The organism is Shewanella marina JCM 15074, from assembly GCF_000614975.1.
In the GTDB taxonomy this organism is placed as follows: domain Bacteria; phylum Pseudomonadota; class Gammaproteobacteria; order Enterobacterales; family Shewanellaceae; genus Shewanella; species Shewanella marina.
In genome coordinates, this window is sequence record NZ_BALM01000011.1 from 99,159 (window position 1) to 112,450 (window position 13,292).

The window sequence follows — 13,292 nt, forward strand, 5'->3', positions numbered from 1 at the left end:
TTAAATAATTATTGAATGAAAATAGGTGTAATTACCAGTGTCAATTGCCCACACTAGTGTTGTATGGCCGGCTTTGACTTGAATTGACTGGGTGCTATGGTTCAGGCTGATAGTGTATTGACCTCCTTTGACATATTGGCGTGCAATTTGTGCTTGCTTTGGGAGTGTTAACCAGCTGCGTAAATCAGCTTGTTCTGTGACAACATTAAATATTTGAATGGCTAATGATGCCACACTTGCGGCATTACTTTGGCTATTATCATCTCGTTCAAAAGACTGGTTTAATCTTGATTTTGCATAAACTCGTGCAGCCTGTCTTGCTAATGCTGCGGGTAAATCTTCTTTTAATGCGGTTATCGCAAGTGCGCCTATATTGGCGATAGGCGCTGTGGTGAGAGGCTGACCTAAGCCGCTAATTGTGGTTGGGGTCACCATTTGGTAATTAGGTAAATAACTGGCGATAGAGGCTGTTTGCCAATTGCCATTAATAGTAAACGGTACGGTAATACTTTGTTTGGTAGGCACAAAGCCCTTTTCAACAATAAATACCACCGTGCCTTGTGTGCTTGTTGCTGATTTTGCTGTCCCCCAGCGCCGTTTAAAATCACTGTACTGTGGCATATCAAGTTGTTTAGCTAGACGGACGAGGTCTTGTTGAATATAGCGGTTATCGGGCGCAATTTGCGCGGCTTTACGGTAATCAATAAAGGCATCATTGGGCTGCCCTAACAGTTCATAGAGTAGTGCCGTGGTGTAATAGCTATAGGCATTAAGGTATGAACTAGTGGTTTTACCCGCTGCCGCAGAGAGTCTATCAACTTCAGCATCTATGGTGCCATTATTAATATCACTGACCGCTTTTAATGAGTTCTGATAACGCTGCTGCTCTGTTTGTTGTAATTCATTGGCGCGGCGCACTTCGACTAATGCGGCTTCATAGTTATGTTCAAATACAAAGTTAAGCGCTTGATATTGATGTAGCATAATGCGCTCATAGCCGGGGCCTCGATAAGGAATGACATTGTCATTAATCAGTAAGCTTGAACCTGTCGCCCCTAAATCCGATAAGCTAACCTTGGCTTTATCATCAAAATGCTGATAATCACGAATGGCTTGCTGATAGTAATCTTGACTGGCTTTGAAGTGGCCCTCTATTTGTGCGACCCGTCCCGCCTCTTGAGCATAAAGTAAGCCGTCATCAGTATTAATTCCTGCAGCCAATTGCTTGGCAATATCAGTGTTACTGGCTTGATTGAGTTGATTTTTGATGGGAGCGATATGAGATGGGTAGCTAACAAATACACTACTAAATGCACAAGCACTAAGATTGATGCTGATACCAATAATGACTAGATGACGCGACAACTTCATTGTTGCTCCTTGATTTAATCATTTAAGTTTTGCATTAGTGATGCTTTGTTGAGTTAGGTTTGCTGACCTCTACTCTATTATAATAGGTTATTGCTTATATTCAGGTTCGCTTGGCTAGAACAATATATAATACCAATTTGATTAAAGATGTGAGCTATTCAGAGCTTGTCAGACTTTTCAGTTCTAGGCGCATTGATACAGTAATGGCTATTCCCTTTCAAATCAATGCAACAACGAAATGGAAAGGTCTGAAAAACTCACTTCGTGCGGGTTTCAAGGGGCTGTATACTGCGTTGAATATTTTCAAAATAGAATCACTATTCCATTCAAATATCCGCAAGCCACATGGATGTGGTGAATGTCAGTATTGCAGGAGCAAATACTGACCTTGCCTACAACCCCTTGAACTCCCGCTGAATGTTCACTTTCTTAATCAAGTTGGTATAACCTGATGATATTTAGCAAATAAGCGAAAAAAAAGAACGGACATTGCCGTTCTTATTTTGTAACTAGATATTCGTGCAGTTAGTAATGTGGCGGCGGCGTCTCTTCTGCTTGAGTTGCCATATTACTTGGTTCAATCGATTTTAATTTGCTGATCATGAATAAAATCTGGTGCTGTTGATCTGCAACAATACGATTCAGTTTAATCACTTCTTGGTTGAGTTCTTCAACGCTCATATCTTGGAAAGCTAATTTAGTTTCTAGCTCTTCAATACGTTCTGCTAGGGTATCCATCGCTGGCCTCAAAACTGGGCTAAGCTGAATTTGGCTTAGCTAGATGGCAATAATTGCGGATTATTATACAAGAGTAAGTGTAAATCGAAAAAATTTAATTATTTAAACTTGAAAAATGAACTTTTCAGTCGCATTTTAGTCTCTATGAACGTTTATTCATGGTTGTCACCAATGCAATTGGAATAAGCGTGATAACTAGTATAGAGTGGACAGCTAACAAAAGTTAATTAACTGTCTGTAAGTCATGATTTAAGGGATTTTAGTAATGAAATCAGTTTATAAGTATTCGTTAGTCGCGTTAGCTGTTTTTGGTTTAAGCGCATGTAATCAAGAAGAGAAGCAGCAAGTTCAAGCTGAAGATATGGCAACAGCGCCAGCACTACAACTGATCACTGATACTCAAAAAGAGTCTTACAGTGTGGGTGCTTCTATTGGCCGTTACATGGGGACTCACTTAAAAGAGCAGCAAGCGTTAGGTATTCCTGTTGATGAAACTTTAGTGATTGAAGGTTTCAAAAATGGCTTAAATGATAAAGTGACCCTAACTGAAGAAGAGATGCAAACTGTTCTTCAAGCGCTAGATAAGAAAGTTAATGATAAGCGTACTGCTGTTGCGAAAGAGTCTGCTGTTAAGAACGAAAAAGCAAGCGAAGAATATCTAGTGGCTAACGCTAAGAAAGAAGGCGTTAAAACCACTGCATCAGGTTTACAATATCAAGTACTAACTGAAGGTACTGGTCCTAAGCCAAAAGCAACGGATACTGTAGTTGTAAACTACAAAGGTACTTTAGTTGATGGTAAGCAGTTTGATAGCTCTTATGACCGTGGCGAGCCAGCAACATTCCCATTAAACCGTGTTATTCCAGGTTGGACTGAAGGCGTTCAGTTAATGAACGTAGGTTCTAAGTACCGTTTCGTTATTCCTGCTAAATTAGCTTATGGCGATCGTGATACTGCATCAATCCCTGCTAACTCAACTCTAATTTTCGATGTTGAGCTATTAAAGATTGAACAACCTAAAGCTGCTGAAAAGCCAGCTGAAGCTAAAAAGTAATTTTAGCTGAGTTAAATTTAATTCATTAAAAAGGGCGCTGATAGCGCCCTTTTTGTTGTTTCAACTTTGATGATTACTTACTCATACGCTTGTACTTTAAGCGATGTGGCTCGACAACATCTGAGCCATAAGTTTGTTTTAACCATGCTGAGTATTCAGTGTAGTTACCTTCGTAGAAGTTAACCTTACCTTCGTCACGGTAATCAAGGATATGCGTCGCGATACGGTCAAGGAACCAACGGTCGTGCGAGATACACATAACACAACCTGGGAATTCTAAAATTGCTTCTTCAAGCGCACGTAATGTTTCTACGTCTAAGTCGTTGGTTGGTTCGTCGAGTAGTAATAAGTTACCACCAGTTTGCAATAGCTTAGCTAAATGCACACGGTTACGCTCACCACCAGATAATTGACCCATGATCTTTTGTTGATCGCCACCGCGGAAGTTGAAGCGGCCTACATAGCACGACTTGGAATTTCCATGTTGCCGATACGCATAATATCTTGGCCACCAGAGATTTCTTGCCATACGGTATTCTTATCATTGATATCATCACGGAACTGGTCAACAGAAGCTAATTGTACTGTTTCACCCACTTCGATAGTGCCTGAATCTGGTTGCTCTGTGCCTGAAATCATTCTAAATAGGGTAGATTTACCCGCACCGTTTGCACCAATGATACCGACAATAGCGCCTTTAGGGATGCTAAATGACAAGTCATCAATTAATACGCGGTCACCATATGACTTAGTTAAGTTGTTAACCTCAATAACTTTGTCACCTAAACGTGGTCCAGGCGGAATAAACAGTTCGTTAGTCTCGTTACGACGTTGGTAGTCAGAGGTGTTTAGCTCTTCAAAGCGAGCCATACGCGCTTTACCTTTAGACTGACGGCCTTTGGCACCTTGGCGAACCCATTCTAGTTCTTTAGCAATGGTTTTTTGACGAGCGCTTTCAGTGGCAGATTCTTGCTGTAGACGGGCATCTTTTTGCTCTAACCAAGATGAGTAGTTACCTTCCCATGGAATACCTTCACCACGGTCAAGTTCTAAAATCCAGCCTGCTGCGTTATCAAGGAAGTAACGGTCGTGGGTAATTGCCACCACAGTACCTGAGTACTCTTGTAAGAAATGCTCTAACCATGCCACAGATTCTGCATCTAAGTGGTTAGTTGGTTCGTCAAGTAATAGCATATCTGGCTTTTCAAGCAGTAAGCGACAGATGGCGACACGGCGGCGCTCACCACCTGATAGTACTTCAATCTTCTCATCCCAATCAGGTAGACGTAGGGCATTAGCCGCACGCTCTAAAATATGATCTAGATTGTGGGCATCTTGTGATTGAATAATGGCTTCCAATTCGCCTTGCTCTTTAGCTAAAGCATCAAAGTCAGCATCAGGTTCAGCATAAGCAGCATAAACTGCATCTAGACGCGTTAGGGCGTTTTTAGCTTCAGATACCGCTTCTTCAATTGCTTCGCGAACGGTTTTGTTTGGATCTAATTGTGGTTCCTGTGGCAGATAACCAATTTTTAGATCTTGCATTGGTCTTGCTTCACCTTCGTACTCTTGGTCTACGCCAGCCATAATACGTAGCAGTGAAGATTTACCTGAACCGTTTAGGCCTAATACACCAATTTTTGCACCGGGGAAAAAGCTTAATGAGATATTTTTTAGAATTTGTTTCTTCGGCGGAACAATCTTTCCCACTCGAAGCATACTGTAGACGAATTGAGCCATATTGATACTCTTTAGCCAATAAAATTAACCCAATTCTACTGATTTAAGTTGAGATGTGAATATCTTATGTCGTTATCCATTCAAATATGTGGCATGTTTAAAATTATGCTTAAAAAATCCTGATAATTTATTTTATTACTGTTATATCGGTAAAAGCTAAAGTAATTAACAAACATCTTAAAATTGTTGGTTTTTTTACGGTTTAGCTACTGTGATTGTTGGTCGTTGCAGAGTAGAATGCTAAGCCAATTAACCCCTCAGAACCTGCACTGGAGTATGCAATGTTGACAAAAGATATGAATATCGCTGATTTCGATCCTGAACTGTTTAAAGCTATTGAAGACGAAACTCGTCGTCAAGAAGAGCACATTGAGCTAATCGCATCAGAAAACTATACCAGTCCACGTGTACTTGAAGCACAAGGTTCACAACTGACAAATAAGTATGCCGAGGGTTATCCGGGAAAGCGTTATTACGGTGGCTGTGAATTTGTAGATATTGCAGAGCAGCTTGCAATTGATCGTGCTAAAGAGTTGTTTGATGCAACTTACGTCAATGTGCAGCCGCACTCTGGTTCTCAAGCTAATGCCGCAGTATTTATGGCATTATTGCAAGGTGGCGATACCGTATTGGGTATGAGCCTTGCTCATGGTGGTCATTTAACTCATGGTTCTCATGTGAGTTTTTCTGGCAAGTTATACAATGCAGTACAATACGGTATTGATGAAGTAACTGGTCAAATTGACTATGCCGAGGTTGAGCGTTTAGCGCTTGAGCACAAGCCTAAAATGATCATCGCTGGTTTCAGTGCTTACTCAGGAATTATTGATTGGGCTAAGTTCCGTGAAATTGCTGATAAAGTGGGTGCTTATTTATTTGTTGATATGGCACACGTAGCAGGTCTTGTGGCTGCGGGTATCTATCCAAACCCATTACCGCATGCGCACGTAGTGACAACCACTACTCATAAAACATTAGCAGGCCCTCGCGGTGGTTTAATTTTATCTGCATGTAATGATGAAGATATTTATAAGAAGTTAAACTCTGCGGTATTCCCAGGTGGTCAAGGTGGCCCATTAATGCACGTAATTGCTGCAAAAGCAGTTGCCTTTAAAGAAGCATTAAGCCCTGAATTTACAGTGTACCAGCAACAAGTGGTCGCTAATGCGAAAGCCATGGCGAATACCTTTATTGAGCGTGGTTACAAAGTGGTTTCTGGCGGTACTGATAACCATCTATTCTTGTTAGATTTGATTGATAAGGATATCACTGGTAAAGATGCTGACGCAGCTTTAGGTCGTGCGAACATTACAGTGAACAAGAACTCTGTACCTAACGATCCTCGCTCACCATTTGTGACGTCAGGTTTACGTATTGGTTCGCCAGCAATGACACGCCGTGGTTTTAAAGAAGCAGAGTCAATTGAGCTGACGCATTGGATGTGTGATGTGTTAGACAATATCAATGATGAAGCTGTAATTGAGCAGGTCAAAGGTAAAGTGTTAGCGCTTTGCGGTAAGTTTCCTGTTTACGGTTAACCTAATCTGCTAAATAAGTTACACTGCAATGGCCGCTTTTTTGCGGCCATTTTATTTTTATTTTGTGATGGTAAACCATCACAAAGCAAATGTTACAATGTTATTCTGTATTTAAGTTAAAACAACGTGTTAAGCGGAGGCTACATGCACTGTCCATTTTGCAACGCAACAGATACTAAAGTGATCGATTCTCGATTAGTTGCCGATGGCTTACAAGTTCGTCGCCGTCGTGAGTGTACCGAATGCCATGAGCGTTTTACGACATTTGAAGGTGCAGAATTAGTGATGCCACGAGTGATTAAACGTGATGGTACGCGCCAGCCTTTTGATGAAGATAAATTACGTGGTGGAATGTTAAGAGCTGTAGAAAAAAGACCTGTTTCGATAGATCAAATAGAGCAATCGTTAAGTAAAATTAAGTCGACATTACGCGCCACTGGCGAGCGTGAAATTAACTCTGAGATGATCGGCAACTTAATGATGGAACAATTGATGGGGCTTGATAAAGTCGCTTATATCCGTTTTGCTTCGGTTTATCGTGCATTTGAAGATGTGTCAGAATTCGGTGAGGCAATTGCCAGTTTACAGAAATAAACTGCGCTAAATTGGCTTGGCGAAGTAAGGTTTTATATGTGGTCCAATCAAGATTACCAAATGATGGCACGCGCCATCGAGTTAGCTAAAAAAGGGCGTTATACCACTAGACCGAATCCATGTGTAGGGTGTGTGATTACTCAACATGGTCAAGTTGTGGGTGAGGGATTCCATATCCGCGCTGGTGGTCCTCATGCTGAAGTTCATGCGCTGGCAATGGCTGGAGAGCGTGCTCAAGGCGGTACGGCCTATGTCACGTTAGAGCCTTGTAGTCATTATGGTCGCACTCCGCCTTGTGCATTAGCCCTAATTAATGCCAAGGTTGCTCGAGTCGTTGTTGCTGTGACCGATGCTAATCCTCAAGTTTCAGGCCGTGGCATCAGTATGCTAAAAGAGGCCGGCATTGAGGTTGAAGTTGGCCTATTAGCTGATGAAGCCTATCAAGTTAATCTTGGTTTTATGAAGAAAATGGCGCAAGCCATGCCATTAGTGACGGTAAAGTTAGCCTGTAGTATTGATGGTAAAACTGCACTATCTAATGGCGTGTCAAAATGGATTACGGGGCCACAGGCTCGCCAAGATGTACAACGATTACGCGCACAACATTGTGCGGTTGTGACAGGTAGTGAAACTGTCCTCGCTGATAACCCAAGCATGAATGTGCGTTATCATGAGCTAGGTCATATTACCGAGCAGCTAAATGAAACTGATATTATTCAACCACTACGGGTGATATTAGATAGTCGTGCTAGATTAAGCCACGAATTAGCCATTTTCCATATAGACTCCCCATTATTACTGGTTTCCCTAGTTGATTACCCTGAATCGCAACAAGCTTGTTGGGGAAGCCATGTGCGTCACATTAAATTACCTGCGCTAGACGGTAGAATTGATCTTGTTGCCTTATTTAGTTATTTAGCAGATGAGTGTAATTCGGTATTAATTGAAGCCGGGGCCACATTAGCTGGAGCTGTTATTGAAGCTGGGCTGGCTGACCGATTAGTGATTTATCAGGCAATGAAGTTGCTTGGCAGTCATGGCCGTAATTTAGTGCAATTTGCTGATTATCAAACGATGGAACAACTGCCACAAATGCAGTTAGTTGAGCAGCGTATGGTTGGCTTAGATAATCGTTTGACTTTTTCTTTAGGTAATAAATAGATGTTTACTGGAATTATTGAAGCAGTAGGTAAAATTGCGAATATTGAGCGCCGTGCTGATGATATCAGGTTGACGGTTAATAGCGGTAAACTTGATTTATCCGATGTAAAGCTGGGTGACAGTATCGCGACTAATGGGGTTTGTTTAACTGTGGTTAAGCAGCTACCAAATGGTTATGTTGCTGATGTGTCAGCTGAAACGGTGGCATTGACTAACTTTAATCGCTATCAAGTTGGCCAAGCGGTTAACCTTGAAAAAGCGTTAACGGCAACAACCCGCTTAGGCGGTCATATGGTCAGTGGTCACGTAGATGGTGTCGCAACCGTTGAGCGTCGAGAGCTTCGCGGTAAGGCAATTGAATTTTGGTTAGCCGCACCTGCTGAGCTTGCTCGTTACATTGCTCATAAAGGCTCCATTACCATTGATGGCGTGAGCTTAACGGTTAACGAAGTTGACGGTCATTGTTTCCGCTTAACTATTGTACCGCATACTGCAGATGAAACGACTTTGGTGACACTGCAAGCGGGTCAGAAAGTGAATATTGAAGTTGATTTAATTGCGCGCTATTTAGAGCGTTTATTGACGGCGAATAAACAAGAACAACAGCCACAATCAAATGTGACCATGGAATTGTTAGCTCGCTCTGGTTTTCTTAAATAAGTAGGACATTGATACCCAAATCACTTCTTAAATAACTAATAGCTTGTTAACTGTGTTTATTGTGACTGGATTATAACAGTGCTGTTATTAGGTTTACATGAGGTTGTTCGGGTATAAACCCTACCAAATTTCATAAAGGTTTTAACATGGCGTTGAACAGTATAGAAGAGATCATTGCCGATATTCGTCTCGGTAAAATGGTTATTTTGATGGATGACGAAGATCGTGAAAACGAAGGCGATCTGATTATGGCGGCCGAAATGGTAACGCCAGAAGCGATCAACTTTATGGCGACCAATGGTCGTGGTTTAATTTGCCAAACCATGACTAAAGAGCGTTGCCAGCAACTTAATTTACCATTAATGGTCACTAATAATAATGCTCAGTTCTCGACTAACTTTACAGTTTCTATTGAAGCTGCTGAAGGCGTGACAACTGGGATTTCTGCACATGACCGTGCGGTGACAGTTCAAGCCGCTGTTGCTAAAAATGCGGTCGCGAGTGATTTAGTGCAACCGGGTCATATTTTCCCATTAATGGCGCAAGATGGTGGCGTGTTAATTCGTGCAGGTCATACTGAAGCAGGTTGTGATTTAGCGCGTTTAGCAGGCTTTGAAGCCTCTGGTGTTATTGTTGAGATTCTTAATGATGATGGCACCATGGCGCGTCGTCCAGACTTAGAAATTTTTGCTGAAAAACATGGTCTTAAAATGGGTACCATTGCGGATTTAATTGAATACCGTAATACTCAAGAAACGACTGTGGTATTAGAAGCAAAATGCAAATTACCAACCCGTTTTGGTGAGTTTGAGTTGGTCACTTTCCGCGACACGATTGATAACCAACTGCATTATGCCTTAGTTAAAGGTGAGGTGGCTGATAACACTTTAGTACGTGTTCATCTGCAAAATACCTTTAATGATTTATTGTATTCAGAGCGCGACCAAGCCCGTAGCTGGCCATTAGATAAAGCAATGGCTCGTATTGGTCAAGAAGGCGGCGTGATTGTTGTACTTGCTAATAACGATCAACCTGAAGACACCTTGGCAAAAGTAAAAGCATTTGCCGCAGAAGACGCTGGTGAGCAACCGCAAGCTGCTAAGTGGATTGGTACTTCTCGCCAAGTTGGCGTGGGTTCGCAAATCCTATCACAGCTGGGTGTGACCAATATGCGCTTGTTAAGTTCACCAAAACGCTATCATTCTCTATCAGGGTTTGGTTTGCAAGTTGTTGAATATATAGCAGAATAAATTTTTTAATCATTTCAATTCATTTGCATAGAGCTGATGGCGAATGGCTGTGTTATTATAGCGCCACTTTTCACCCCAGCTTGGGTGCTTTAGCAAATTATTAGGTAAGATAATGAACGTAGTTCAAGGTAATATCGAAGCGAAAAATGCCAAGGTTGCGATCGTAGTATCGCGTTTCAACAGTTTTGTAGTTGAAAGCTTATTAGATGGGGCGATTGATACGCTTAAGCGTTTTGGTCAGGTTGCTGATGACAATATTACTGTTGTCCGCGTACCGGGAGCGGTTGAGTTACCATTAGCTGCACGTCGTGTTGCTGCAAGTGGTAAATTTGATGGCATTATTGCACTAGGTGCGGTAATCCGTGGTGGTACACCTCACTTCGACTTCGTTGCTGGTGAGTGTAATAAAGGTTTGGCTCAGGTTGCATTAGAATTTGATGTGCCTGTGTCATTTGGTGTGTTAACTACAGATACTATTGAACAAGCTATTGAGCGTTCTGGTACTAAAGCTGGTAACAAAGGTGGCGAAGCTGCACTTGGTATGCTGGAAATGGTTAACGTACTTAACGAACTTGAAAAACAGCTGTAATTAGGAATTGAGATGAAGCCTTCAGAGCGCCGTAAGGCCCGCCGCTTAGCGGTACAAGCCATTTATTCTTGGCAACTAAGCGGGAACAACATTGCTGACGTTGAACATGAGTTTTTAACTGAGCAGAGTCTAGACGGTGTTGACGTAGCTTACTTCCGTGAGCTATTTGCTGGCGCAGCAACTAAGAGCGGTCAGTTAGACGAAGCTATTGCTCCGTTTGTGGTTGAACGTCCATTTGACGAAGTTGACCCAATTGAAAAAGCCGTTCTTCGCTTAGCAGCATACGAATTGACTTTCCGTAAAGACACTCCTTACAAAGTAGTGATTAACGAAGCTATCGAATTAGCTAAGTCATTTGGTGCTGAAGATAGCCATAAGTTTGTTAATGGTATCTTAGATAAAATGGTTGCACGTAAGTAATTAAAAAAACGGTATCAATTGATACCGTTTTTTCTATCTCCATTCATATTTAACTCTAGTTGAGTTTTCTCGTGAAAGAATTTCAATTAATCGAACATTATTTCAAGAGTCATCGCCAACCACGTAAAGATGTACTGATTGGTATCGGTGATGATTGTGCTTTGGTTTACCCAAGTCCTGAGCAAGCAATTGCTATTTCATGTGATACCTTAGTTGAAGGGACTCACTTCTTCCCTAATATTCCTGCTGCTGCACTGGGCTATAAATCATTAGCCGTCAGTTTGTCTGATTTAGCTTCTATGGGCGCACAACCTGCTTGGTTCACTTTGGCATTAACGATGCCGAAAGTTGATAGCGATTGGCTTGAAGCTTATAGCAATGGTCTATTTGAAGCCGCGGATTATTATGGTATTGCCTTGGTCGGTGGTGATACAACGCGGGGGCCATTAGCGATTACCATTACCGTTCAAGGATTAATGCCAAAAGATAAAGCATTAACACGTAGCGGTGCTAAAGTAGGTGATTGGTTGTATGTGACCGGTACCTTAGGTGATTCAGCATTGGGCTTAGATCTACTTCGTGGTAAGCAACAGGCTGCAACGAGTGATTATGATTATTTAGTCAACCGTCACTATAAGCCGACGCCAAGAGTGCTTGCTGGACATTGTTTACGTGGTCTTGCTTCAAGCTGTATTGATCTATCAGATGGATTGGTATCAGACATCAAGCATATTCTAAAAGCATCTACTGTTGGCGCAGTGGTTGATGTTGATGCGGTGCCATTATCACCTCAGCTTAGTGGGTGTGTCGATCAGCATCAGGCATTGTCTTATGCATTATCTGGTGGCGAAGATTACGAGTTAATGTTTACCGTTGCTGAAGCTAATCGAGGCCCATTAGAAAAGTCACTTATTGAAAACGGTGTACATTTTACTAAAATTGGTCAAATCAGTGCAGGTAATGAGCTGCAACTTCAACAACAAGGTAAAGCTTACAATGTAAGCCATTTAACCTTCGAGCATTTCTAATGAGTCTTTTTACTGATGATAAAGCGGTTAAGCGATTAACTCTCAAGCATCCTATTCACTTTCTTGCACTGGGTTTTGGCTCTGGTCTATTTGCTAAGGCTCCAGGTACTTTTGGTACGTTAGCGGGTATTCCCGTTTACCTACTATTGGCACAACTTAGCTTACCTTGGTATTTAGCATTAACTTTTATTGGTGCGCTTGCTGGTATCTATATTTGCCATAAAGCTTCAAAAGATATGCAAGTACATGATCACGGTGCGATTGTATGGGATGAAGTGATTGGTCTGTTAGTGACCATGATTGCGGCACCTACAGGCTGGCCATGGGTGGTACTGGGGTTTGTATTATTCCGTATTTTTGACATCCTTAAACCGTGGCCAATTCGATTGCTTGATGCCAAAGTTCATGGTGGTTTTGGCATTATGATTGATGACATTTTAGCGGGTGTATTCTCGTTAATCTGTTTACAAGCGATTGCTTATTGGTGGTTTAGCTAAACCAAACAAGACGATATATAAAAAGAGCGGACTAATGAGTCCGCTCTTTTTATATGTGCTTAACACAGATCTGATGCTAAGTGTAATTGAGCCAAACGAGACAGAGTGGTGAGTGATTGCTGGTGCTCATCTAAGCTGGCGGCAGCGCAAGCATTACTCACAATATGTACAGGATAATCCCGATCATGGGCATCTCGAACAGCGGCTTGAATGGCCCAAGTGGTACTGACACCACAGAAATAAAGTGCATCAATATTATTAGCGCGTAACACGCTATCAAGAGAAGTGTTATAAAAAGGGCTGACGCGAGGCTTAATAATGACAATATCATCATTATTTATTGCTAAGTCTTGATGAAATTCTGTGCCCCAGTGATTAAGGGCTAAAGCTTGATGCTTGCTCACCGCGCCAAACATAGGCGATTGCGTGGGGACATCTTGATAACTAGGATTAAAGCCGACTTTGATGAAAATAGGTAGGATGCTGTTGGCTCTGGCCCATGTGATAGCATGATTGGCGTGAGAGATGACATCATGGTCTTGTACTTGTTGAGCGCAACTGGCAATTTTGCCCTGTGGATGGACAATATCATTGATAAAGTCGATAACGATTAAGGCTTTTTTCATCTAAATAACTAAAGTTAAGCGGACTA

Annotated in this window: 13 protein-coding genes and 1 pseudogene; 10 read left to right on the plus strand and 4 right to left on the minus strand. The window is 41.8% G+C overall.

The genetic code is table 11. The features are described from left to right. On the minus strand, positions 1-1,371 hold the full coding sequence (locus JCM15074_RS10310) for a COG3014 family protein (protein WP_037469547.1): 1,371 nt from the start codon (positions 1,369-1,371) through the stop codon (positions 1-3). A gap of 525 nt (positions 1,372-1,896) precedes the next feature. Continuing rightward, entirely contained in the window at positions 1,897-2,109 is a 213-nt protein-coding gene (locus tag JCM15074_RS10315) for a SlyX family protein (RefSeq protein WP_025821133.1), read from the minus strand. Positions 2,110-2,374: 265 nt separating this feature from the next. Here JCM15074_RS10315 and fkpA point away from each other — a divergent pair, with 265 nt between their 5' ends. After that, on the plus strand, positions 2,375-3,163 hold the full coding sequence (gene fkpA / locus JCM15074_RS10320; protein WP_025821134.1) for an FKBP-type peptidyl-prolyl cis-trans isomerase: 789 nt from the start codon (positions 2,375-2,377) through the stop codon (positions 3,161-3,163). Between the two features lie 73 nt (positions 3,164-3,236). Here the strand turns inward: fkpA and ettA are convergent. After that, positions 3,237-4,903: pseudogene (gene ettA / locus JCM15074_RS21770) on the minus strand (energy-dependent translational throttle protein EttA). A gap of 281 nt (positions 4,904-5,184) precedes the next feature. Here ettA and glyA point away from each other — a divergent pair. The 9 genes from glyA to JCM15074_RS10370 all read left to right on the plus strand — a co-directional run bounded on the left by glyA (position 5,185) and on the right by JCM15074_RS10370 (position 12,640). Further along, positions 5,185-6,441: a serine hydroxymethyltransferase gene (gene glyA / locus JCM15074_RS10330; protein ID WP_025821135.1), complete on the plus strand. Its 1,257-nt coding sequence runs from the start codon at positions 5,185-5,187 to the stop codon at positions 6,439-6,441. Between the two features lie 144 nt (positions 6,442-6,585). Beyond that, complete coding sequence (gene nrdR / locus JCM15074_RS10335; protein ID WP_025821136.1) at positions 6,586-7,035, plus strand: transcriptional regulator NrdR; 450 nt, start codon at positions 6,586-6,588, stop codon at positions 7,033-7,035. 36 nt (positions 7,036-7,071) lie between these two features. Further along, complete coding sequence (ribD, locus tag JCM15074_RS10340) at positions 7,072-8,196, plus strand: bifunctional diaminohydroxyphosphoribosylaminopyrimidine deaminase/5-amino-6-(5-phosphoribosylamino)uracil reductase RibD (protein ID WP_025821137.1); 1,125 nt, start codon at positions 7,072-7,074, stop codon at positions 8,194-8,196. After that, positions 8,197-8,856, plus strand: coding sequence for a riboflavin synthase (locus tag JCM15074_RS10345; protein ID WP_025821138.1), 660 nt, complete (start codon positions 8,197-8,199; stop codon positions 8,854-8,856). A 146-nt stretch (positions 8,857-9,002) separates the two neighbouring features. Further along, entirely contained in the window at positions 9,003-10,106 is a 1,104-nt protein-coding gene (gene ribBA, locus JCM15074_RS10350) for a bifunctional 3,4-dihydroxy-2-butanone-4-phosphate synthase/GTP cyclohydrolase II (protein WP_025821139.1), read from the plus strand. A gap of 112 nt (positions 10,107-10,218) precedes the next feature. Further along, on the plus strand, positions 10,219-10,695 hold the full coding sequence (ribH, locus tag JCM15074_RS10355) for a 6,7-dimethyl-8-ribityllumazine synthase (protein ID WP_025821140.1): 477 nt from the start codon (positions 10,219-10,221) through the stop codon (positions 10,693-10,695). 12 nt (positions 10,696-10,707) lie between these two features. Further along, the gene (gene nusB / locus JCM15074_RS10360; RefSeq protein WP_025821141.1) at positions 10,708-11,115 is read left to right on the plus strand and encodes a transcription antitermination factor NusB; all 408 of its coding nucleotides are present in this window, start codon (positions 10,708-10,710) and stop codon (positions 11,113-11,115) included. A gap of 71 nt (positions 11,116-11,186) precedes the next feature. Further along, a complete protein-coding gene (gene thiL / locus JCM15074_RS10365) occupies positions 11,187-12,143 on the plus strand; it encodes a thiamine-phosphate kinase (RefSeq protein WP_025821142.1) in 957 nt (318 codons plus the stop codon). Continuing rightward, positions 12,143-12,640, plus strand: a complete 498-nt coding sequence (locus JCM15074_RS10370; protein WP_025821143.1) for a phosphatidylglycerophosphatase A family protein — start codon at positions 12,143-12,145, stop codon at positions 12,638-12,640. Before thiL ends, JCM15074_RS10370 begins: the two co-directional genes overlap by 1 nt. Before the next feature lie 59 nt (positions 12,641-12,699). Here the strand turns inward: JCM15074_RS10370 and JCM15074_RS10375 are convergent, their stop codons facing one another. Continuing rightward, the gene (locus tag JCM15074_RS10375; RefSeq protein WP_025821144.1) at positions 12,700-13,266 is read right to left on the minus strand and encodes a cysteine hydrolase family protein; all 567 of its coding nucleotides are present in this window, start codon (positions 13,264-13,266) and stop codon (positions 12,700-12,702) included. Positions 13,267-13,292: the final 26 nt, after the last annotated feature.

What these genes read in the sequence shown, in the direction of transcription:
- JCM15074_RS10310 (WP_037469547.1), bottom strand. Translation starts at nt 1,371, where the DNA reads ATGAAGTTGTCGCGTCATCTAGTCATTATTGGTATCAGCATCAATCTT.
- JCM15074_RS10315 (WP_025821133.1), bottom strand. Translation starts at nt 2,109, where the DNA reads ATGGATACCCTAGCAGAACGTATTGAAGAGCTAGAAACTAAATTAGCT.
- fkpA (WP_025821134.1), top strand. Translation starts at nt 2,375, where the DNA reads ATGAAATCAGTTTATAAGTATTCGTTAGTCGCGTTAGCTGTTTTTGGT.
- glyA (WP_025821135.1), top strand. Translation starts at nt 5,185, where the DNA reads ATGTTGACAAAAGATATGAATATCGCTGATTTCGATCCTGAACTGTTT.
- nrdR (WP_025821136.1), top strand. Translation starts at nt 6,586, where the DNA reads ATGCACTGTCCATTTTGCAACGCAACAGATACTAAAGTGATCGATTCT.
- ribD (WP_025821137.1), top strand. Translation starts at nt 7,072, where the DNA reads ATGTGGTCCAATCAAGATTACCAAATGATGGCACGCGCCATCGAGTTA.
- JCM15074_RS10345 (WP_025821138.1), top strand. Translation starts at nt 8,197, where the DNA reads ATGTTTACTGGAATTATTGAAGCAGTAGGTAAAATTGCGAATATTGAG.
- ribBA (WP_025821139.1), top strand. Translation starts at nt 9,003, where the DNA reads ATGGCGTTGAACAGTATAGAAGAGATCATTGCCGATATTCGTCTCGGT.
- ribH (WP_025821140.1), top strand. Translation starts at nt 10,219, where the DNA reads ATGAACGTAGTTCAAGGTAATATCGAAGCGAAAAATGCCAAGGTTGCG.
- nusB (WP_025821141.1), top strand. Translation starts at nt 10,708, where the DNA reads ATGAAGCCTTCAGAGCGCCGTAAGGCCCGCCGCTTAGCGGTACAAGCC.
- JCM15074_RS10370 (WP_025821143.1), top strand. Translation starts at nt 12,143, where the DNA reads ATGAGTCTTTTTACTGATGATAAAGCGGTTAAGCGATTAACTCTCAAG.
- JCM15074_RS10375 (WP_025821144.1), bottom strand. Translation starts at nt 13,266, where the DNA reads ATGAAAAAAGCCTTAATCGTTATCGACTTTATCAATGATATTGTCCAT.